The following is a 23,090-nucleotide window of genomic DNA, read 5'->3' as shown; positions in this document are numbered from 1 at the left end:
AAAAAATCCGGCATCGCGTCAACAGACGCGGGTGCCGGATTTTTTTTGCTTAAAGGCTTGTCGAAGCATTTGGTTCTGATGCTGCTCTAGACAGCCCCTTATCCTTGACGCAGAGAAGGAAGAGCAGCGCGATCACCATGCCGCCCGATGAGAAGTAGAACAGCACCGAGTAGCCTAGCAGATCGATCATGCCGCCCATGAGCGGCGGCGAAGCAATGGCGGCGAGCGAGGAGATTAAATAATAAATGCCCGTGCGCGTGCCGATGCTTTGCTCCTTCCCGAGGGACACGATAAAGGGATAGGAGTTGATGTTGATCATCGCCCAGCAAATGCCGCCTAGAATAAGCAGGGTGCGAAGAGGAAGCAGGGCGTCCACGAAGGAGATCGCGGCAAAAATAATAATGAGGCCAATGACGCCAAGCGAGATGATGAGCTTTTTGCCAAAGCGATTGCCTAATAGTCCGCTCGGTATGGCGGCTAGGACGAAAGCGAGCGAGAAGAAGGCAAGCGAGAACGACGACTGGCCTTCCGTAAGCTGCAAATGATTTTTGCCATAGAGGGTGAAGAAGGCTTCAACGCCTTGATAAGACAGAAACCAAAAGAAGATCGCGCCAAGCAGGAAGATGGTAGGGCGGTTCCATTGTCCCTTGAACGACACGGCGGTTTTCTCTTCAGCAGGCGTGTATGCAATCGCATCTCGTTTTTCCTTAATGACATATACGAGGATGGCTAAACAGATGAGCGTCAAAACGGATGATGAAAGAAACGGCAGCGAGGAATGTTTCTCATATAGGAAGGAACCGCCAGCGAAGGCAAGAATCGATCCGATGCCGCCCATAAAGTTGATGATCCCATTCGCCTGCGTCCGCTTGCCGTCCTGCGTAATATCGGGCATAAGCGCGACGGTCGGAGACCGGTACAGGCTCATCGACAGGTTCATAAGGACCATGAACAAAACGAGTGTCAGCAGGCTGGTATGCCAAGGAATTAAGGCTCCAAACAAGGCAGCCAGCGGCATGCCGATGATCAGGTAAGGCATTCTTTTGCCAAAACGGCTGTTCGTACGATCGCTACGGCTTCCGATCCATGGCTGCAAAAACAAGGCAAAGTAATTGTCGATCGTCATCATAAATCCGATAAGCGCGGTGCTCGTCAAAAACTTTTCAAGGAAAAAAGGGACGAATGCATTGTACAGCGCCCATGTGATGCTGATGCTGAAAAAACCGAACCCGAGCAGCCATGTTTTTTTCATTACGCCTTCGCTCCTCTCCTATTCAGCAAGTCGTCCAAACGATCCGGGTAATCGGTAATGATTCCGGCAACGCCCGCATCAAGAAGCCGCTCCATTTCGGGTATGTCGTTAACGGTGAAAGGATTATAGTCAATGCCATTATCCGAAGCTTCGGCTACCCATTCCGGCAATACGGCAAAGTGGTAGGCATGCAGCGCGTCTGCTTGAAGCGTTCTCGCGTAATCCCAAGGCCGATACAGCCCTTCCATGTACAAAACGCCGGTGCGAATTTCAGGTGCCAGCTGCTTGCAAAGCGCGAGTGAATAATGATTGAAGCTGGATAGAATTACACGATCCGTCATATGATAAGCGCGAACCATATCGATCACTTTGTGCTCGATATCCTTATATTGAATGTAGTCGTTTTTGAGCTCGATATTGAGGATGGTATCGGTTGATTGCAAAAGCTCCAGCAGCTGCTCCAGAGCAGGAATCCGCTCGTTTGCGAATGACGGCGCGAACCAGCTTCCGGCATCAAGGCTCGCAAGCTCCTCATAATCGGTATCTTTCACTAATTGGTTAAGTCCGGCCGTGCGCGCCAAGGATTCATCATGAATGACGGCAATGCGGCCGTCCCTCGTTAAATGAACATCGGTTTCGATGCCGGTTGCGCCTAGCTCGAGCGCTTTTTTGAATGCGCCAAGCGTATTTTCAGGACAATAGCCGCTTGCGCCGCGATGGGCAAAGTTGATAGTGGTTTTGATAACGATTCATCCTCTCTGTGTGAAAACGATTGTTGACATTATCATGCCAAGCAGCTTCGTTGTTTATTTTTTACAGTTGATTATGTGGATCGTAGCATATTGCTTGTTAGATTTAAAGTGCCTTTACCGGAATAAAAAATCAAAATAAAAATGCCTATTTACATACCCCTTGGGGGTATGATACATTTAGTTCAGAAAGAGATACCCCATGGAGGTATGTTGAATGAACAAACGTACATTAAATGAGGAGTCGAAAGAGCATGTCCATGCTTCCGATGACTGCTGCGATACGACTGGTCCTCGCAAGAGCCATCACTCGGAACAGATGAAAGACAATTTAACGAAACGTCTCAACCGGATTGAAGGCCAGATTAGAGGCGTGAAAGCAATGATCGAGAAGGATACGTACTGCGATGACGTGCTTAACCAGATCGCTGCGGCTCAATCCGCATTGAACAGCGTCGGCAAGCTGTTGCTAGAGGGCCACATGAAAAGCTGCATCGTCGAACGCATTCAAGCGGGAGAAAATGAAGTTATTGATGAGTTGCTGATTACGGTTAACAAACTAATGAAGTAAGAGAGGGGAAATATAAAATGGCAAACACAGTATTGAAGGTAGAGGGCATGACATGCGGACATTGCGTGAGCTCGGTAGAGAAAGCAGTTAGCAATGCAGGTGCGGTAGGCAAGGTAGACTTGGCAAGCAAGAAAGTGACGGTTGAATACGATGAGTCAAAGGTAACGCTTGAAGCCGTCAAAGCGGCTATCGAGGATCAAGGCTACGACGTTGTTTAAGGGCAAGGCAATCGAGCAACAATGAGTAAATGAGCTAATAATCAAGAGGCTTCGTAAGCCTCTCTTTTTTTACAATAAAATATACCCCGTGAGGGTATGTGTACGGTAGGTGAATAAGCATGGATAAAGTGCAGACGACGATTCAAATTACAGGAATGACGTGCGCAGCGTGCGCCAATCGGATTGAGAAGGGACTCAACCGGATGGACAGCGTGGAAGCGAACGTGAATTTGGCATTAGAGCGTGCTTCCGTCAGTTATGACCCGCAAATCATGGATGATGAGAAGCTTGAGAACAAGATTAAAGATTTGGGATATGGCACGATCAAGCTTGCCGATGATTCGGATGAGAGCGCAGGCGACTACAAAAAACGTGAAATAAGAATGCAGCAGCTGCGCCTTGGCGTTGCGATCCTCCTTTCACTGCCGCTGCTGTGGGCGATGGCTGGGCATTTCACGTTCACTGACTTCATTCCGGTACCGGAATTGTTTATGAACGCATGGTTTCAGCTGGCATTAGCTGCCCCTGTTCAGTTCATAATCGGGTGGCCGTTTTATGTAGGAGCCTTCAAAGCGCTGCGCAACGGATCTGCCAACATGGATGTGCTTGTGGCGCTTGGCACTTCGGCTGCTTTCTTCTATAGTCTCTACGTAACGCTGCAAACATTAAGCCAGACGGGACATGGCGCGCACGAGGTCGAGCTTTATTACGAAACGAGCGCCGTGCTGATCACGCTGATTGTGCTTGGCAAGCTGCTGGAAGCATTGGCGAAAGGAAGATCATCCGAAGCGATCAAGACGCTTATGGGATTGCAAGCCCAGACGGCTATCGTGATTCGGGACGGCTCTGAGCAGCGCGTGGCGATTGAAGAAGTAGTCGCAGGGGATGTGCTGATCGTGAAGCCAGGCGACAAAATCCCGGTTGACGGCATCGTGCTGGAGGGTGCTTCTACAGTTGATGAATCGATGCTGACCGGTGAGAGCATGCCGGTAGAGAAGCGGCAAGGCGATATGTTAATCGGCGCTACAATCAATAAAAACGGCGCGATGCGCATGCAAGCGGAAAAAGTCGGCAAGCAGACGGCACTCGCGCAAATTATTCGAGTGGTGGAAGAAGCGCAGGGCTCAAAAGCGCCGATTCAGCGGGTAGCGGACCGAATATCGGGCATATTCGTGCCGATCGTAACGGCTTTGGCTTTAATCGCTTTTTTGGTCTGGTATTTCTTCGTAGAGCCCGGCGACATTGGGAATGCGCTGGAGAAGGCGATTGCCGTTCTAGTTATCGCTTGTCCTTGCGCGCTTGGTCTTGCAACGCCAACCTCTATTATGGCTGGCTCGGGAAGAGCGGCTGAGCTTGGCGTGTTGTTCAAGGGCGGGGAACATTTGGAGAGCACGCATCATATTGATACGGTTGTGCTGGACAAAACCGGTACGGTTACGAAAGGCAAACCAGAGTTAACCGATGCTAGAGTGGCGGCTGGCTTCGACGAGGCGAAGCTGCTGAGCTGGGTTGGCGCGGCAGAGAGAAGCTCGGAGCATCCGGTTGCGGAAGCGCTCGTAGCAGGCATTGCGGCTCGGGGAATCGACCTGCCCAGTGCAGAACAGTTCGAGGCGGTGCCGGGCTTTGGGATTAAAGCGCAGGTAGAAGGCCAACAATTGTTAGTAGGCACCCGGAAGCTGATGGAGAAGCATGGCGTTGATATCGAATCGGTAAGGGAAGAACAGCAGCAGCTGGAAACGGAAGGCAAGACGGTAATGCTCATTGCCGTTAATGGAAAATACGCTGGCCTCGTTGCCGTAGCCGATACCGTCAAGGAAACGTCGGCGGCAGCCGTTGCTCGCTTGAAAGAAATGGGATTAGAAGTCATCATGCTCACTGGCGACAATGAGCGTACGGCGAAGGCGATCGCAAGTCTTGTCGGCATTGAACGCGTTCTTGCCGAGGTGCTGCCGGAACAGAAAGCGAAAGCTGTGCAAGAGCTGCAAGCAGAAGGAAGAAAGGTCGCCATGGTGGGCGATGGAATGAACGATGCGCCGGCACTTGTAGCAGCCGATATCGGGATGGCGATTGGCGGAGGCACTGACGTAGCGATTGAAGCCGCGGATATTACACTTATGCGCGGTGATTTGAACAGTATCGCTGATGCGATTCGGATGAGCAGAGTAACTATGGCCAATATCAAACAAAATTTGTTCTGGGCGCTCGCTTACAATGTGATAGGGATACCGATAGCCGCTGCGGGCTTTCTTGCTCCATGGCTGGCGGGAGCTGCGATGGCATTAAGCTCAGTATCCGTTGTATTGAATGCGCTTAGGCTGCAAAGGATGAGATGATCGATATGCTTAAGGAAACGGCACGGAAGACAAAATTTCGCAAACGCTCCGCGGCAGCGGCTTTAATCGTGCTAAGCTTGCTTGCTGCAAGCTGCGGCAGTGCAGCGAAGAATGAACACGCGGAACATGCAGCAGCAACGAATGGGAAGGAGGCAGCGGCGAACGAGCATAGCGGGCATGCTTCTAACACGGCGACGAATGCTCCGAGCAATGAAGCAGCGGAAAATCATAGCGAGCATGGAGGCAAGGCAGATAACGCAGACAGCTCTGGGGCAGAAGTGAAGCTGGAATGGCAGTATTCGCCGGCGGCACCAAAACCGGGAGAAGAGACCAAAATCGAGATGATCCTATCTGACGCGACCGGAAAGCCGATCGAGAAATACGATGTCAATCACGAGAAGCTGATGCATCTTATCGTCGTAAGCGAGGATTTGTCGGAGTTCAGCCATATTCATCCCGAGTATATAGGGAAGGGGAAGTTTGAAGTGACAACCGCCTTCCCTATAGGCGGGTCGTACAAGCTGTATGCGGACTTTATTCCGACCGGCTCCTCCCAGAAGACGGCAACGTCGCTCATCAAGGTAGATGGCAAGAAGCAAGCCGCGCAGCCGCTGGTGAAGGATGCTTCGCTTGCAAAAGAGGTTGACGGCGTTACCGCCTCGCTCGATATATCCTCCCTCAGGTCGGGGGAAGAGGTCGATTTAACGTTCACGCTGAGCGATGCAAAAACGAAGAAGCCGATTACCGATTTGCAGCCTTACTTGGGAGCTATCGGACATGTCGTCATCTTGAGTGAGAATTTGAATCGTTATCTGCATGTTCATCCGAAGGAGGGCAATGCGAGCGGTCCGACCGCCGAGTTCTCGACAAGCTTTCCAGAGCCGGGCTTGTATAAAATATGGGGCCAATTTCAGCGCGGAGACAAGTCGTTTATCGTTCCATTTACGGTCGAGCTGAAGTAAGTTTCCTGTGATAAAAAAGTGTGGAACAGCTGCAGTCAGTCCCGATGATATACCATTCATCGGGATTTTTTTGTATGCTGAAGATGAATCTTTGCCCACAATTTCTTTTTCACATTCTAGTCAACTATACTTTTGAACTACAGTAAATTTCAAATTTTTCCCTTATTATAAATTTATGAGATGCGACTACCGATTTTCGGCAATAGAACCTTAGATCTGAAATGAGTTGATTATAATATTGGGATATTTTATTACTTTCATAGCGAACTTCATAGTTGCTTACTTTATCAATGATCAATCAAGCTTAGTTAAGCCATTATTGCAATCTGTTCTATTAGTGATTTTGAGTGCTGCGGTGGATTTAATCAGGCATTGCTACAAAAAGAAAAAACAAGAGCAATTAAGTTAGCGGATTTTGGTAGGGAAGAGGCTGTGACTTGCGATTTAAATCCTATATTCATTTACAAAAATACTAATCACCCCAAGAGGGTGATTTTTTTGTTTTATTCCGAAAGGAGAAAAATGGGAAATATCCCGTCGTTACGCGGTTTCTCAGGAGCTATGCCAAATACAGTAGAAAACGCTTACTAGAAAAATTGAAAGAAACCCAAATTAGGGCTTGAAAACCTAAAAATCCATGTTAAACTAATCATGTAATAAAACTATTAATTGATTAATATATTAGTTACTTCTTGTGGAGGTGAAGCGAAAACCGAATAAAGTTAAGGTTATTATGAGGGTCTAAGCTCATGGCCGACTTTACGGTTAACAAAATGATTAAAAGATAAGCATGCAAATTAGCTGTACGCATTGGCTGCTTATCCTTAGAAGCAAAACGGCCGTTTTACAGGCAGTAAGCCGTTTGCGCTTTATGCTGCTGATCATTAAAGGGAGTCATAACAGCATGTAAGACAAAAAGAAAGTTTCAGTGCTTCATCTAAGCGGTTAGGTCCGATTAACAAATGTGTTAAACGTAGTGATTGCACCCGTCACGGCAAACAGTGAAAGGTACTAATGACTATATCGTTTAAGAGATTAAATGTAAACGCTTTATTTAAAAATGCGAGGGAGGATTTTTAGATGAAAAAGGTTGCAAGCACTTTCATTTTTATGTTGGCACTTATCATGCTTATTACGGCTTGCTCAAGCGGAGCAGGTACAAACACCGTGAACAACGGCAAAGAAACGACGCCTGCGAATGCCGGGGGCAATAAGGAAACCGCAACAAACGATGGCGGAGCCGAAAATGCCGAGCCGGATGACGGGACGGTCAAATCGGCCATCGATCCATCGATTTCCGGTGAAGTGACGTTCTGGACATTCCTTGACAACAAAGAGAAGGACGCTGCGCTTCAAAAGGCGTTCAACGAGGCGTATCCGAACATTAAGCTGAAAACGATTTTTGTGCCGTTTGCTGATTTGCACGATAAGCTGCAAACGACGCTCGCGGCAGGCAAAGGCGCACCGGATGTGGCGCTTGTCGAGCAAGGCCAATTTACGCGCTACAGCACAGGTAACGTACTCGAGGATTTGCTTCAACCGCAATATGACGCCGGCAAATATCAAAGCCTAGTGTCGGAGTACAACTGGAACCGCTGGTCTTCCATCGACGGCAGCAAATTGCTTGGCATGCCGTGGGATGTTACGCCAGCCGTCACGTATTACCGCGCAGATATTTTTGAAGAGCTTGGCTTGCCCTCTGATCCCGTAGAGCTTGGCGAGTACATTCAAGATCCAGACAATTTCTTCACGCTTGCCCAAACCTTGAAAGCAAACGGCAAGTATTCGATGGAATGGCGCGATTCACCGGTTCACTGGTTAGGCGATTCGCTTGGCTACTTCGACAGCGAAATGAACTGGGTTCGAAACACCGATGAATTCGTGAAATTCCTTGATATTTCGAAGCAGGTCAACCAGCTCAAGATTGCTCCGCATGACGGCATTTACAGCGATAAAGGCAAGCAGCGCGTGAAAAAAGGCGAGTCTCCGATGTATGTAGCGGGAACTTATGGCGCGCGCGACCTCGAAATCAACTTCCCGGATCAAAAAGGCAAATGGAAAGCTACGACTATGCCATTTGGCTTGAATGTAGGCATGGGCGGCTCGACCTTCGTTATTCCTTCGCAAAGCGGCAACAAAGATGCGGCATGGGCATTCGTAGAGTTCATTACGACCTCAGAAGCGGCATGGAAGCTCTGGATCGAGCAATCCGTCCAACCGGACTACAAGCATATTACGAGCCAAGAATGGTACCTTGCGCATACGAATCCTTATCTCGGCGATCAAGAGGATTACAAGTTCTACAATGAGCTTGCAAGCTTGATTCCGGTGAGACGCTTCACGCGCCTTGACGGTTTGGCGTGGCCGCTATGGGTAGAAGGCGTGCTCGCTGCGCTTGATAAAAATATCGACTCGAAAACAGCCATTCAGCAAACGCAAGAAAACATCGAGAACAAGCTGAAGGCGGAGAAGGAAAAACTGCTCAAAGAGCTTCAGCAGTAGCTGGCTGCGTCAACGATCGCTTCTGCTCGGGCCGAATCATCCTTCCTCATCAAGGATGATTCGGCATTTTAATGCAAAAAACAAATTCTAACTTTCATCGCGAAACGATAGCTGCGCCACCTGAGGATGACGTCAGCCGTTTACGCTAGTATGGCAAGGGGGTGCTCCTTGGTGATTCGTTGGCTAAGCAAGTATAAAGTAACATTGATTGTCATTGCCGCATTGCTCTGTTTCTTCTTATGGTGGAACAATTCAAGAGGCTACAACGATGATGCAATGGCTGGCATTGCACTGGAAGCAGGAATCGATGAATCGTCCATTTTGGAAGGTGAAGACGCCAGCAGCAAGCTGGAGCCGTCTTTTAATAAATATGTAGACAGCTGGAACGAGCAGGGCGCGGCGGATACTTCGGATTACAGCGTCACGCTTTCTTCCGCTGATTATTTGGCGATCAGCGAATCGGGAACTCGGATGGTATCCGGGCTCGGCGATCTAGCGGGCGAAACACTCGCGCTAATCGATGAGGACAGCTGGTCGGATTATGCCTTTGAGGTGCCGCAGGATGGCTATTATCAAATGGGCATGAGCTATTACGCGATGGAGGGCAAGCGCTCATCCATCGTGCGGAGCGTGCAAATCGATGGCAAATATCCGTTTTACCAAGCAAAAAAACTGGAATTCCAGCGGATGTGGAAGGAAGCCGGCGAGCCTTGGTTCGATAATCAAGGCAATGAATTCAACCCGCGCAGGGAAGAGGCGGCGGGCTGGCAATACCGCGATTTCCGCGATGCGGAGGGCAAAACGTACGAGCCGTTCCGTTTCTATTTGACGAAGGGCAAGCATACGCTTCGCCTTCAAGCGGTTCGCGAGCCTGCGGCAATCGGGCAAATCGATATTTATTCGCCAAAGCATGTGCGGGCTTACGCCGAGGTCGCTGGCGAGTACGAGCAGAAGGGGTACAAGAAAACGGCAGGCCAGCTCATTAAAGTGCAAGCCGAGCTGTCAACCTTGAAGTCCGATCCGACGCTGAAGCGCATCGAGGACCGTGAACCGGCTACGGAGCCGTTCAAAAAGGATTCGATCGTGCTTAATACGTTCGGCGGCGCGAGCTGGCGGACAGGCGGGCAGTGGGCGGAATGGGAAGTTGAGGTGCCGGAGAGCGGCTTGTACGAAATCGGCGCCCGGTATGGACAATGGTTCCTGAACGGCATGCCGACGCAGCGTACCGTTACGATTGACGGCGAGCTTCCTTTTAAAGAAATGAACGAAATCTCCTTCCCTTATAAGTCGGAGTTCCAAATTTCAAAATTTGGCGGCGATAGCCAGAGCAAAGAGCCTTATCTCTATTATCTAGAGCAGGGCAAGCATACGATTCGAATGGAAGTGCAGGTCGGGGCGCTTGGGCGGATGCTTGAAACGGTTACCGACACGACCCGCAAAATGTCGCTGCTCGGCCGTGAGGTTATCCAAGTAACGGGAACAAATCCCGATCCGAACGGCGACTGGCGCTTGGAGCAAAATATTGCAAACCTAGTGCCGCGCCTGCAGCTCATGGCAAAAAGCTTCGATGAGACGATCAAAGGTCTGTGCGCGCTTGGCGTTGATGAAGGCAGCTCGGAGGTCAGCACGCTCTACGAGGCGCGCGATGTGCTCCTGAGCATGTCTAAAGAAACGACCTCGATTCCTGGCCGGATGCTGCAATTCAATGATTTGCAGGCTTCGCTTGGCACATGGGTGAACGGGCTAAGCAAGCAAAGCCTGCTGCTCGATTATCTGATCATCAAATCGCCAGATACCGCTTGGCCGACTCCGGCTGCGGGGTGGCTGGCTAGAACAGGCACGATGGTTTACGACTTCACGAGCTCCTTTACGAAAAATTACGGCGGCATCGGCAACGTGTATGAAGACGAGAAGGTGCTGGACGTCTGGGTAGCCAGAGGCCGCGATTGGGTCGATATCATCAAGCAAATGATTGATGAGGACTTTACGACGGAGACGGGCATTAAGGTCAACGTCAACGTGATCCCGGCGCAGCAAATGCAGGTGCTGCTGCTTGCGAGCACGGCCGGTCTTGCGCCGGATGTCGCGCTTGGCGTCGAGGGCGAAATTCCGATCGACTACGCGGTTCGTAACGGGCTGGTCAACTTGGAGGAATACGACGATTACGACGAGGTAGCCGCCCGCTTCAGGCCGGGCGCGCTTATTCCTTACAAGTATAACGGCGGCAGCTACGCTCTTCCGGAAAACCAAAACTTCAATATGCTGTTCTACCGCAAGGACATTATGCAGCAGCTAGGCATCAAAGAGGATCAAATTCCGGAAACGTGGCAGGAAGTGATGGATCTCATTCCGATTTTGCAGCAAAACGGGATGGACTTCTTCTACCCGCATGCCCCGAACAACCCGGCGCTTGCGATCAATGAATTCGCGCCGTTCCTGTTCCAGCAAAACAGCGAGTTCTACCGGGAAGACGGCAAATACTCGAACCTTGATTCGCCTGAGGCGATGGAGGCTTTCAAGCTGTGGACGGGACTATTCACCAACTTTAAAATTTCGAAGCAGGCCGATTTCTATAACCGTTTCCGCTCCGGCGAAATGCCGATCGGGGTGGCGGATTACTCGACGTACGTGCTGCTCTCGACAGCGGCGCCGGAGCTTACCGGCTGGTGGGGCATGAAGCCAATGCCAGGCATCAAGCAAGAGGACGGACAAATTAACCGTTCAACCGGAGGTCTCGCACAAACGGGCATGATTTTCAAAGACACCGATATGAAGGACCAATCTTGGGCGTTTCTGAAATGGTGGACCAGTGCCGATACGCAGGAAAGATTCGGCTCCGAGCTCGAAGCGCTGCTTGGCGTTGAGGCACGCTGGAATACCGCTAATATCGAGGCTCTGCAGCGCATGCCATGGCAGTCCTCCGATATTGACGCGATTCTCGAGCAGTGGGAATGGTTCAAGGAGCGCGAGGTTGTGATTGGCGGTTACTACACGACAAGGCATATCGCGAATATTTGGAACCAAATTGTATTGAACGGCAAAATACCGCGTGAAGCGGTGGAGGAAGGCGTTAAGGAAATCGATAAGGAATTGCGCAAGAAGCGCGAGGAGTTTGGCTTAAACGACGAATCTACCGATCAGGCAGCTTCAAAAGGAGGCGACAGTCCGTGAAAATGAACACAGAACCGGCGGTAACCGCGGCTGCACCGGCAGCGGACCGCCTCCGCAAGCAAGGCAAGTTGTCCTTGCTGTGGCAGGAAATGAAGAGAAACAGGGTATCGTACCTGTTTCTCGCCCCGTTTCTCATCCTGTTCACGCTGTTTACGATTGTACCGGTCGTGACATCGGTAGTGCTGAGCTTCACGTACTACAACATTTTAGAGGCGCCTAGATTTATCGGCCTGTCCAATTACAGGCTCTTATTCGTCGACGACGACATCTTCCTGAAAGCGATTGGCATCACGCTGAAGTTCGCGTTCATTACGGGGCCGGTCGGATACGTAATGGCGTTTCTGCTGGCTTGGCTCATTAGCCAAATCCCGCAAAAATACCGCTTTTTCTATACATTGTGTTATTACACGCCTTCGATTACGAGCGCAACGGCGATGTCGGTCGTATGGCTTTATCTGTTCGCGGGCGACCGCAAGGGCTTGCTTAACTACTTTGCATCCAAGCTTGGCATTATCGACGAGCCTTATTTATTTTTGCAAAATATTCATTCAATCGTTCCCGTCATCATTATCGTCTCGCTTTGGATGTCCATGGGGGTAGGCTTCCTGGCCTTTCTAGCCGGACTTCAAAACGTGCCCAAGGATCTGTATGAAGCGGGCGAAATCGACGGAATCAAGTATAGGTGGCAGCAGCTTATCTACATTACGGTTCCTTCGGTTAAGCCGCAATTGCTGTTCGGAGCGGTACTTCAAGTCGTTAGCTCACTAACCGTATTCGACGTCAGCGTGCAGCTCGTCGGATTGCCGAGTCCGCTTTATGCGGGCCATACGATTTTGACGCATTTATTCGATTACGCCTTTATCAAGTTTGAGATGGGTTACGCAGCGGCGATAGCGGTTGTGCTGTTCGTCATGATGATTGGACTCAACCGTCTCATATTCAAATGGCTAGGAAAGGACTGAACCGATATGACTGGCGCAGTGAAAGGCAGGAAGGATTGGGGCGGCTTTTTCCTCTATCTATTTCTAACGTTGTTCGGTCTCTTGATGCTTGCACCGCTCGTTTACATGGTGTCTACCGCCTTTAAACCAACAAGCGAGCTGTTCCTGTTTCCGCCGCGATTTTTCGTGAACAACCCGACGCTGATCAATTTTCGCGATCTATTGCTCATCACGGGAACTACGAGCGTTCCGTTTTCAAGATTTATATTTAACAGCCTGCTGATCAGCTCCTGCATCGTTGGCTTCGGCATCATCGTGTCGGCGATGGCGGCTTATCCGCTGGCGAAGCACAACATGCCGTTCCGCAGCGCGATTTTTAACATGGTCGTGCTTGCGATCATGTTCTCGCCGATGGTCGTGCAAATCCCGCAATATTTGCTCATTAGCAAAATCGGCCTGATCAATACGTACTGGGCGATGATTTTGCCATACTTGGCCGCTCCGATCGGGATGTTCCTGATGACGCAGTTTTTGCGCCAAATACCGGACGCCTTGCTTGAGGCGGCGCGCATGGACGGCGCTTCCGAGTGGAAGGTGTTCTGGGTTGTCGTCATGCCGATGCTGAAGCCGGCGATCGCCACCTTTGCCTTATTCAGCTTTATATCCGCTTGGAACGATCCATATCCGGCGATGGTGTATACGACCGATCAGGATATGAAATCACTGCCGCTGGCCATCCAGACATTAAGCGGCGGCTACGGCGTCGTCGCGCGTGTCGGTACGCTCGCTGCCGCCAGCTTATTGATGATTGTGCCGACGATTATCGTCTTTATCGTCACGCAGCGGCTGGTGCTGCAAACGATGGCGCATTCAGGTCTGAAAGAGTAGGAGGACAACCGGGATGAAGCAGGTTACGATATTCCGATTCGTTGTCAGTACGGCTGTCGCTTTACTGATGCTGGTTACGGCTTTGCCGGTTCAAACGTTCGCGGCCTCCCCTTATGAGGGATATACGAGGAATAAGCTAGGCCAAGACGTTCACTCGATTAACGGGTACATGTACGAGAGCTCGATTGACGGCTACAATCTGGCATCGGGTCCGTTTAATGCGCCGGAGGATATTTTTCTCGCTGATGATGGAACGATTTACGTGGTCGACACCGGAAATAGCCGGATCGTCCACTTGGATACGAATCATGAGGTGCTGAGCATCATCGGCGATGCGGAAGGGGACGGCATGCTAAACGAGCCAAAGGGCGTTTACGTGAAGCAGGATGGAACCGTCTATGTCGCGGATACCAAAAACCAACGAATCGCTATTTTTGATCCAAACGGCAAATTCATCAAGCAGTTCGGCAAGCCGGAAAGCCCGCTGCTGGGGGCGACCTTCTCGTATTCCCCGTCGAAGCTGCTTGTCGACAAGCGGAACTATATGTTCGTCGTGAGTGACGGCAATACGCAGGGGCTTATCCAAATTGATCCGAACGGTCAGTTCAAGGGCTTCTACGGCGCGAACCATGTTGGCTTCAGCTGGAGCAGGCTGTTCGTTAAGCTTGTCGCGACCGATGAGCAGAAGGCGAAGCTGTCTGTCGTGAAGCCGCTGGAGTTCTCGAATGCCGTGCAGGATGCCGAAGGCTTTATTTATACGTCGACGCTTGGAACGGAAATGAATCAATTGAAGCGGCTGTCGCCCGTAGGGGTCGACACGCTCAATGTTGTTCCTAAGAGGTACGGCGGACGATTAGAGGCTGGCCCGTTCGAGGTGCCTTCGTTTCTTGACCTTGCCGTAGACAAGGACGGCGTCATTACCGCGCTTGATCTGCAATCCAGCAAGGTGTACCAATACGATAAGCTTGGCAATTTCTTGTTCGTGTTCGGCGGCCTCGGAGACCAGAACGGCTTGTTCATCACGCCGTCCAGCCTTGCGCAGTCGCAGGACGGCACCGTCTACGTGGTAGACAAAGGGCGCAACCGGATCGACTTGTTCCGAACGACGCCGTTTGCCGATCTCGTGCATAACGCGTCGCGGTTATTTGTAGACGGGCGGTATAAGGAGGCAGAGGGGATGTGGAACGAGGTGCTGCATTTGAATGCCAACTTCGACCTCGCCTATCTCGCGATTGGCAAATCGCTTTACAAAGCGGAAAACTACAAGGATGCGATGACGTATTTCGAGCTGGCAAGATCACGGTTCGATTATTCGGTCGCGTTCAAGGAATACCGGAAGGAATATGTTAGAGAGCATTTTGCTTGGATATGTCTAGCCATCATTGTCCTTATCATCGCTATGCGGTACGTTATGCCTTTCCTATGGCGAAGGGTGTCCGTCATGCTGGCAGCCCGCAATACGGCTAGAGCCGTTCACATGAAGGGAGGGGTGCAGCATGATCGCAACCTTTAAAATGATGCGGCAGGTGCTCGTGCACCCGATCGACTTTTACCACGACATCCAGGAGCCGGGCCGCATTAAATGGGGGCAGGCGCTGTTTATCGTCGCGCTTGCTTATGTCGCAAGGATGATTGCGATTCTAATTACGGGCTACGCCTTCGAGACGAGAGAAAACTATGAGGTGTCACTCGTGCATGAGCTGATCTGGATCGTCGTGCCTTGGCTGACTTGGACGGTGTCCAATTGGGGCGTAAGCGCGATTCTTGAGGGCGAAGGAAAGTTCAAGGAAGTGTTCGTCGGCAGCGCGTTCGCGCTGGTGCCTTATGCGATCTTTATCATCCCGATCACGCTGCTCACGAATGTTTTGGCGCTGGATGAAAGCGGTATTTATTCGTTTTTGATCAATTTCACGATTTATTGGGCGGGCTGGCTGCTTCTGCTGAAGGTAAGGATCGTTCACGATTTTGAGCTGGTCAAAATGATCTGGATTACGGTGCTTAGCATCGTTGGCATCTTGATTATCTGGTTTATCAGCATCCTGATGTTTGGCCTGGTCAATCAGCTCATTAACTTTGTCGTAGACATGTTCAAAGAAATAAACTTCCGGAGGTAGGTGTACGAGATGAGGAAACAACGGAAATGGCTTGGTATCGCGGTGCTGCTGCTCGTTGTCAGCATATTCCCTCACTTCGGGACCGCGGAAGATAAGCTTCAGGTGCAAGCGGAAGCGGAAGCCGGCAAAGGCGAAGCTGCATCGCAGGAGACCGCTGCGGATGTCGAGGCGGATACGCCCGTTGCTGAAGAAGCGCCGGCGGATGCGGCTGCGACGGACACTGCGGTGCCTGCTGCCACGGGCGAAGTGAAGCTTTATCCCGTATCGGCTAAGAAGCAGATCGCAGAGAACGCCGGCTTTAAAATGTACATCGATGAGAAGACAGGAAATGTGCGCCTCGTGGATAAGCGAACAGGCAAGGAGTGGCTCGGCACGCCGCAGCTGCCTCGAACGACGATGCCTAACAACAAGAAGTTTATGGATGCGGCCGTGCACGTGAAATATACGGAGGGCTCGGATACCGTTCAAACGTATTTGACGAAGGAAAAGGAAAATAAGCTGAAAATCGAGACGATCGACGGCGGAGCGAAGGTAACCTTCCAATTCGTAAAGGAAGAGCTTGAGTTTACGATAGAGTACCGCCTCGTCGAGAACGGCTTCGAGCTTACCGTTCCCGAGGCTTCGATTAAAGAAGCAGGCAAAGCGAAATTCGTCAGTATCGAGCCGCTGCCTTTCTGGAATGCAGCTGCGGATACCGAGGAAGGCGCGATTTTCCTGCCGGACGGCTCAGGGGCGCTCATGAAATACAGCGCGAAGCATCCGCAATATTTTGCCGGCTATTCGGAAACGATTTACGGAGCGGACCCGGCTTACGTGACGCAGTCGCATGAGAACATCGACCAAATGTGGAGACAGAAGCTTGCTCCGAAAGAGATGGTCGCGCTGCCGGTATTCGGCAATTACCGAAACGAAGTTGGCTCTTTGGGTATCGTAACGAAGGGCCAGTATGATGCGAAAATCAATGGCACGCCTTCCGGCATCCGCGCAATCTCCTATTACCGGACGTCAGCGGAGTTTATCTACCGGTGGAGCGACGTTATTTTTATCGGAACATCAGGGGAAATACCGTTCTTCCAAGGCGACTGGATCAAAGGCGATCGGCAGACGCGTTATGTTCTGCTGCAGGATCAGGAAGCGGATTACGTCGGGATGGCGCAGGCATACGGCAAATATTTGCAGCAAGAGCAAGGCGTGAAGCCGGTGGAGCAAACGGCGGTTCCCGTAAAGGTGAAGCTGCTTGGCGGCATTTTGCGCGATGAGGTGCTTGGCAGTACGTTTATTTCCATGACAACTTTCGATCAAGCGCGTGAAATCATTGATGCATTCCAGCAAAAAGGGATAACGAACCTCGAGCTGACGTTCTCCGGCTGGTCGGAAGACGGCTTGTACGGCGATCAGCCCGACCACTTCCCTGTCGAGAAGAAGCTTGGCGGGGCGAAGGACCTTAAGGATCTGGCTGCCTATGCGGCGAACAAAGGGGTATCGCTTTATTTGGAAGCGAATTACGCGCGCGCCTTCTCCGAGAGCGACGGCATGAAAAAAGCGAAAGACGCGATTCGCGGCATGGACCGCGAGGTCGCGCCAAGCACCGATTATTTCGTAGGCAGCAGATGGAACGACGACAGCAGGCTCTACTATTGGATGAAGCCGGAGCGGGTTATCAGCAAACATCTGGATAAAGAGCTGAAGGATTATGCGAAGCTGGGCATTGCCGGCGTTCATCTTGCTTATTGGGGAGATACGCTTTATTCGGATATCGATCCGAAGTCGCAAACTTCGCGCGGCGAGACGGCAGCCGCTTGGGTGAAGGCAACCGACGCAATTCGTGAAGCAACCGGCGGTACGTCCGTCGATTACGGCTTTGCTTATATGCTCGGACACATTGACGGCATCAGCGGGGCGCCGCTCGATTCCAGCCACTTTATCTACAATGACGAGACGGTTCCTTTTTATCAGATTGCGGTGCGCGGCCTGGTTCCTTATTCGGCTAATGCGATTAATCTGCGCAATGACGCGCAGAACGAGCTGCTTCGGAGCGTGGAATACGGTGCGCTGCCAAGCCTTGAGCTGACGTATGAGCCAACGACGAAGCTGCAGCGAACGCTGGAAGATCGCCTTTGGAGCTCGCAATATACGACGTGGCTCGATGACGCCGCCGAGCAATATAAGGAGCTTGAGCAAATCTATCAAGCGATCTCGAATCAGCCGATTGCGGATCATGAGAAGCTGAGCAGCAGCGTGTATAGAACGACATATGCGAATGGCACGAAGGTCATCGTCAATTACGGCGGAGCTCCGGCAACAATTGATGGCAATCCAGTTCCAGCGGCAGGTTATCTCATGCAGAACGGAGGGAAATGAGCATGGGCAAAAAATTAGGACTCTCGATGAGGGGCCGCCACATCTTTGAGGGCTATTCGTTCATTTCCATATGGATCATCGGCTTCTTGCTGTTCATGGTCATTCCGCTCGGCAAGTCGCTATACTACTCGCTTAACAATCTGGAAGTGACGAAGGAAGGCTTGAGGGCTTCTTATGCCGGCTTAACCCATTACCGCGCTGCTTTCACGACGGACATCGATTTTGTTCCGCTGCTGCAAGCGACGCTGACCACGATGCTCTCGCAGGTGCCGCTCATTCTTATATTTGCGATGTTCAGCGCGCTGCTGCTTAACCGCCAATTTCGCGGGCGCACGCTGTTTCGCGGCATCTTCTTCCTGCCGGTCATTATCGCGTCAGGCGCGATTTTAAGAGAATTGCTGGAGCAGGGCGCGGCCCAGCTCCCGATCTTTTATCAATACGATCTGTACAGCAAGCTGAATGCGTTTATTCCGGACAGCATTCTTGATCCGCTTCTGCAATATGCAGATTCATTAACTCTCGTTATGTGGGACTCGGGCGTGCAAATCTTAATTTTCATAGCTGGCTTGCAGACGATTTCTCCCGCGCTATATGAAGCTGCCAAATGCGATGGAGCGACGAAATGGGAGAGCTTCTGGAAAATCACGTTCCCGATGATTATGCCGATGATGTTCGTAAATACGCTGTACAGCGTCGTGAACTCATTCACCAAAACGGATAATCAAATTATGAATCACATTATGAACAACGTATTCAAAACAAATAATTACGCTTACGGCTCTGCCATGGGCTGGATTTACTTTATTGTCATTTCGGTTGTGCTGGCGGTCGTGTTTTTCATTTTCCGCAAAAGCTTGTCAGCGACCGAAGGTAGGGGGTAGAAGGCATGAGTTCACCAAGTGTGACCGAAAAATATGCGGGTCTTCAAGGCAAAGCGGAAGCGGTCTGGAAGATTACGTGGATGAAGCGCGGGCGCGGCATAATCGGAACGTTCTTCTACTATTTAGTCATTCTCAGCTTGGCGTTCGTATTCGTCTATCCGCTGCTGTACATGGTATCCAAATCGCTCATGCGGCCGGAGGATGTTGCGGATGCGACGATTCAATGGATTCCGAAGCAGTTCAGCTTAACGAATTACTCGATTGCGCTTAAGGCGATCAATTTCTGGCCCGGACTATTGAACAGCACGATCATTTCATTCGGGAGCGCGATTTTGCAGGTCATCAGCTGCTCGATCGTCGGCTACGGCTTCGCGCGTTACCGCTTCCCTGGGCAAGCGCTGTTTCTGGCGATGGTGGTGTTCACGTTTCTAGTGCCGCCGCAGACGATCGTCGTGCCGTTGTTTACCTTTTTCCTTGATCTAGGCTGGGTAAATACGCATTTGCCGTTCGTTGTGCCGGCGCTGCTTGGTCACGGATTAAAAGGATCTTTGTTCGTGCTAATCTTTATTCAATTTTACCGCACCCTTCCGAACGTGCTCGAGGAGGCGGCGAGAATCGATGGCGCAGGCGCATTCCGCACGTATTGGATGATTATGTTCCCGCTAGCCAAGCCGGCTATGCTGGTCGTCTTCTTGTTCTCGGTCGTTTGGCATTGGAATGACTTGTTCGAGCCTAACATGTATTTGCTCGTTCCAGAGTATTTCAACTTGGCGCAAAATATGGCCTTCTTCAACGGAAATGCGAATTTGGATCTTCAGCAGGCTTCAAGCTCGGTATCCGCAGGCACGCTTGGCATGGCGCCAACGCTGCAAAACCAAGTTATGGCGGGCGTAATGCTCACGATTTTGCCTGTGCTCATCCTATATATGTTCACGCAGCGCTACTTCGTGGAGAGCGTTGAACGTTCGGGTATCGCAGGCGAATAGCAAGATACGGCTGTTCAGCTATCGAAAAAGAGGTGCAAGTTGATTAATAAGCGTATAGGGAGATTTTTGGTCTTGCTGCTGCTGGCCGCGATGGCAGCAGCGATCTGGCTGCTAACGCGGCCGCAGCAGGGGGAGCAGGTAAAGGAAAATGCGGAGCTGGATAAGCGGTCTGCGTATGAGCAATCTCTAGTCCTTCGCTACACGTTTGATGAAGTGGAGCTGCCAGAGCCGGGCAGCGCTATTCATGCAGCTGCCGATGCAACGGGCCATGATAACGGAGCTATTTTGAATGGCGGCACGCTGCAGGCGGAAGGGAAGTTTGGCAGCAGCTATCAGCTTGACGGGGCAAGCGCCTATGCGGAAATGCCGACGGCGGTGCTTAACGGGTTGGAAGAGCTGACGATATCGGCATGGGTCAATTTGAACGATCTCCGGACTTGGCAGCGGATATTCGACTTCGGCAACGGAGTGGATCGTTATTTGTTTCTGACCCCAATGTCAGAAACCGGAAATATGAAGCTGGCGATTAAAAATGGCGGCGGCGAGCAGATCATTCATGCCGAGGCGGAGTTTCCGGTGGATAGCTGGACGAATGTAGCCTTCACATGGTCGGGCACAACAGGCGTTCTCTATTTGAATGGCCGTGAGGCTGCCCGCAATGATGAGCTTTCGATAAAACCAACCGATATGGCAGGCACAACGGGCAATTTTATCGGAAAATCACAATTTGACGTCGATCCGTTTTTGTCCGGACAAGTAGATGAGGTACGCATTTATAGCAAGCGTTAACCGCCGATGAAGTTGCCGATCAACTGACTGCAGGCATGAGCGATGATGAAATCGTTGCTTTTGCCGCGGATTGGCTGACGATTGAAGGCAGCGACCGTGTTGTCGATGCACTAGTGCTTCCGCTAGTTGGGCCGGGTGGGGCTAATATCGTTTGGTCCTCGGATCATGAGGTGGCGGTAGGTTCAGAAGGCTCCGTTACGAGGCCGGCGAGCGGTGCTGGCGATCTTGAAGTCGTACTGACTGCGGCCGTCACGAAGGGCAAAGCCTCAAGCAAGAAAGAAATCCCGCTCCGCGTATGGGAGGAAGGCGCTGCCGATTACGCGGTATCGATTCAAGCTGATCAGCAAGGCGCTCCCGTGAGTGATCACCTTTTCGGCATTTTCTTCGAGGATATCAACTTCGCCGGTGATGGCGGCGTGTACGCGGAGCTTGTGGAGAATCGCTCCTTCGAGTTTGGAGATTCGCTCTGGAACTGGGCGAGCAGAACATCGGGCTCTGGTGACGGAACGATGGAGGTGCGCACGGAGTACCCGCTAAATGCCAATAATCCGAGCTATTTATCGGTAATGGTGAACGCGCCTGCCGAGGCAGATGAATTTGCGATCGTGAACAGCGGATTCGGAGGCATCGCCTTGAAGCAGGGTGAGAGCTACGATTTCTCCATGTACGTTCGCAGCGGCAAGGGCGATAAGCTGAAGCTGACCGCTTATTTAGAAGGCGACGACGGCAAGAGGCTCGGTGAGACGAAGCTGTCTTTAGGCGAAGTGGCTGCTTCTGCTTATGCTGGATGGGGCAAGCTGACTGCAAAAATAACCGCTTCTGCTGATGCGCAGAGCGGAAGATTTGTTCTGGGCATGCAGGGAGCAGGTGCGCTTGATGTCGATATGGTCTCGTTGTTTCCTCAATCGACTTGGAAGAACAGACCGGGAGGCTTAAGGGCGGATTTGGTCCAAATGCTGGCTGATTTGAAGCCGTCATTCGTAAGATTTCCCGGCGGCAGCATTGTCGGTGGAGACGGAATCGGCAATCGCTACAACTGGAAGGATTCGATTGGAGATCCCGCGCAACGAAAACAAAACGCCAATATGTGGGGCGGCGGTTCGTTAACGACGCCTTATTACCAAAGCTACGGGCTTGGGTTCCATGAATACTTCCAGCTAAGCGAAGATCTTGGGGCAGAACCGCTTCCCGTCGTCAATGCGGGGATGGGCGATCAATTCCGCCAGTCGGATGTGGCGCCCATGGATGAGCTTGCGCCCTTTATGCAAGATGCGCTTGATCTAATCGAATATGCCAATGGCTCCGTAACGAGCAAATGGGGAGCGCTGCGAGCAAAAAACGGGCATCCAGCTCCTTTTGGGCTTGAATTTATCGCAATCGGCAACGAGCATTGGGGTACGGATTATTTTATAAGATACGAGCAGTTTGCAGCAGCCATTAAAGAGAAATATCCGAACATCCAGCTGATCGCCTCGGCAGGCCCATCGCCATCCGGTCCTATTTTTGACGAGGCATGGAGCTGGCAGCAAAGGCAGCCGACGGATATTGTGGATGAGCATTATTATATGAACCCGGATTGGTTCAAAACAAATGCAAGCCGCTATGATTCGTATGACCGCAAAGGTCCAAAGGTGTTCGTTGGAGAATATGCCGCGCACAACGGCGCAAGAGCGAACAATTTCGGCTCGGCGCTTGCGGAAGCGGCTTATATGATCGGCCTGGAGCGAAATTCCGATGTTGTAGCGATGGCTTCATATGCGCCGTTGTTTGGCAAGGAAGGTTATTCGCAGTGGTCGCCGGATTTGATATGGTTCAACAATTCGGAGGTTTATGGAACGCCTAATTATTATGTGCAGCAATTGTTTAGCCAGCATGTGGCAAGCTCGGTGCTTCCAGCGGCAGTCGGCATGCGAAGCGGGCAATCGTATGAGGCGGGACGCGGAGGCACCCAGGGTGAAGCTCCCTTCTATTTCATCGCGGGCAGAGACGAGAAGACGAATGAGATGATTTTGAAAATCGTAAATGGCGAAGCGTATGACGTGAAGGTATCCATTCATGTAATGGGGCAGTCCATTTCTCCGCAAGGGACGAAGCTGGCGCTACAAGCGATGCTGGATACGGAAAATTCGTTTGCGGAGCCTGAAGCGGTGAAGCCGAAGGAACAAGCAGTCGATGGTCTGTCGAATACGTTCACCGTGGAGCTGCCGAAGCAGTCGGTTGCGATCTACAGGTTGAAGACCGCGCAGTAAACAGAAAGAGAAAGGAGCAGGCGGCTGATTGATATGCTCCCCCTACAGTAGACAGGTGAAATAATAAAACCTGATTACTGTAAGGGGAGCTTTTTCATGGCTAAAGGAAAATATAATGCACTA

Annotated in this window: 17 protein-coding genes; 15 read left to right on the top strand and 2 right to left on the bottom strand. The window is 51.2% G+C overall.

Going from position 1 to position 23,090, the window contains the following annotated elements; genetic code table 11:
• Window positions 1–49: 49 nt before the first annotated feature.
• Both ADU23_RS03285 and ADU23_RS03280 read right to left on the bottom strand, forming a co-directional pair.
• The gene (locus tag ADU23_RS03285) at window positions 50–1,252 is read right to left on the bottom strand and encodes an SLC45 family MFS transporter (RefSeq protein WP_053372439.1); all 1,203 of its coding nucleotides are present in this window, start codon (window positions 1,250–1,252) and stop codon (window positions 50–52) included.
• Window positions 1,252–1,983 carry a glycerophosphodiester phosphodiesterase gene (locus ADU23_RS03280; protein ID WP_331459308.1) on the bottom strand — a complete coding sequence of 244 codons (732 nt, stop codon included), beginning with the start codon at window positions 1,981–1,983 and terminating at the stop codon, window positions 1,252–1,254. The genes ADU23_RS03285 and ADU23_RS03280 overlap by 1 nt, the downstream gene beginning before the upstream one ends.
• 235 nt (window positions 1,984–2,218) lie before the next feature.
• Here ADU23_RS03280 and ADU23_RS03275 point away from each other — a divergent pair, with 235 nt between their 5' ends.
• From ADU23_RS03275 to ADU23_RS03205, 15 genes are all read left to right on the top strand, one after another.
• A complete protein-coding gene (locus ADU23_RS03275; protein WP_053372437.1) occupies window positions 2,219–2,572 on the top strand; it encodes a metal-sensitive transcriptional regulator in 354 nt (117 codons plus the stop codon).
• A 17-nt stretch (window positions 2,573–2,589) separates the two neighbouring features.
• Entirely contained in the window at window positions 2,590–2,790 is a 201-nt protein-coding gene (locus tag ADU23_RS03270) for a copper ion binding protein (RefSeq protein ID WP_053372436.1), read from the top strand.
• Between the two features lie 119 nt (window positions 2,791–2,909).
• Window positions 2,910–5,123: a heavy metal translocating P-type ATPase gene (locus ADU23_RS03265; RefSeq protein ID WP_053372435.1), complete on the top strand. Its 2,214-nt coding sequence runs from the start codon at window positions 2,910–2,912 to the stop codon at window positions 5,121–5,123.
• Window positions 5,124–5,128: 5 nt separating this feature from the next.
• The gene (locus ADU23_RS03260; RefSeq protein WP_157265575.1) at window positions 5,129–6,085 is read left to right on the top strand and encodes a hypothetical protein; all 957 of its coding nucleotides are present in this window, start codon (window positions 5,129–5,131) and stop codon (window positions 6,083–6,085) included.
• Window positions 6,086–7,165: 1,080 nt separating this feature from the next.
• A complete protein-coding gene (locus tag ADU23_RS03255) occupies window positions 7,166–8,587 on the top strand; it encodes an ABC transporter substrate-binding protein (RefSeq protein WP_053372433.1) in 1,422 nt (473 codons plus the stop codon).
• A gap of 171 nt (window positions 8,588–8,758) precedes the next feature.
• Window positions 8,759–11,758, top strand: a complete 3,000-nt coding sequence (locus tag ADU23_RS03250) for an extracellular solute-binding protein (RefSeq protein ID WP_053372432.1) — start codon at window positions 8,759–8,761, stop codon at window positions 11,756–11,758.
• 2 nt (window positions 11,759–11,760) lie between these two features.
• The gene (locus ADU23_RS03245; RefSeq protein ID WP_053377441.1) at window positions 11,761–12,720 is read left to right on the top strand and encodes a carbohydrate ABC transporter permease; all 960 of its coding nucleotides are present in this window, start codon (window positions 11,761–11,763) and stop codon (window positions 12,718–12,720) included.
• Window positions 12,721–12,726: 6 nt separating this feature from the next.
• On the top strand, window positions 12,727–13,587 hold the full coding sequence (locus tag ADU23_RS03240; RefSeq protein ID WP_053372431.1) for a carbohydrate ABC transporter permease: 861 nt from the start codon (window positions 12,727–12,729) through the stop codon (window positions 13,585–13,587).
• Between the two features lie 13 nt (window positions 13,588–13,600).
• Window positions 13,601–15,100, top strand: a complete 1,500-nt coding sequence (locus tag ADU23_RS03235; RefSeq protein ID WP_053372430.1) for an NHL repeat-containing protein — start codon at window positions 13,601–13,603, stop codon at window positions 15,098–15,100.
• Window positions 15,084–15,701 carry a YIP1 family protein gene (locus ADU23_RS03230; RefSeq protein ID WP_053372429.1) on the top strand — a complete coding sequence of 206 codons (618 nt, stop codon included), beginning with the start codon at window positions 15,084–15,086 and terminating at the stop codon, window positions 15,699–15,701. The genes ADU23_RS03235 and ADU23_RS03230 overlap by 17 nt, the downstream gene beginning before the upstream one ends.
• Before the next feature lie 9 nt (window positions 15,702–15,710).
• Window positions 15,711–18,062 carry a DUF5696 domain-containing protein gene (locus ADU23_RS03225; protein ID WP_053372428.1) on the top strand — a complete coding sequence of 784 codons (2,352 nt, stop codon included), beginning with the start codon at window positions 15,711–15,713 and terminating at the stop codon, window positions 18,060–18,062.
• A gap of 2 nt (window positions 18,063–18,064) precedes the next feature.
• On the top strand, window positions 18,065–18,943 hold the full coding sequence (locus tag ADU23_RS03220) for a carbohydrate ABC transporter permease (RefSeq protein WP_053372427.1): 879 nt from the start codon (window positions 18,065–18,067) through the stop codon (window positions 18,941–18,943).
• Between the two features lie 5 nt (window positions 18,944–18,948).
• Window positions 18,949–19,929, top strand: a complete 981-nt coding sequence (locus ADU23_RS03215; protein WP_053372426.1) for a carbohydrate ABC transporter permease — start codon at window positions 18,949–18,951, stop codon at window positions 19,927–19,929.
• A 39-nt stretch (window positions 19,930–19,968) separates the two neighbouring features.
• Entirely contained in the window at window positions 19,969–20,718 is a 750-nt protein-coding gene (locus ADU23_RS03210) for a LamG domain-containing protein (RefSeq protein WP_157265572.1), read from the top strand.
• Window positions 20,719–20,753: 35 nt separating this feature from the next.
• Window positions 20,754–22,967 carry an alpha-L-arabinofuranosidase C-terminal domain-containing protein gene (locus ADU23_RS03205; protein ID WP_053372424.1) on the top strand — a complete coding sequence of 738 codons (2,214 nt, stop codon included), beginning with the start codon at window positions 20,754–20,756 and terminating at the stop codon, window positions 22,965–22,967.
• Window positions 22,968–23,090: the final 123 nt, after the last annotated feature.

The sequence above is a fragment of the Paenibacillus sp. FJAT-27812 genome (assembly GCF_001273905.1).
GTDB lineage: Bacteria > Bacillota > Bacilli > Paenibacillales > Paenibacillaceae > Pristimantibacillus.
The sequence above is the reverse complement of the archived record's forward strand: the minus strand, read 5'-3'. Positions and strand labels throughout refer to the sequence as shown.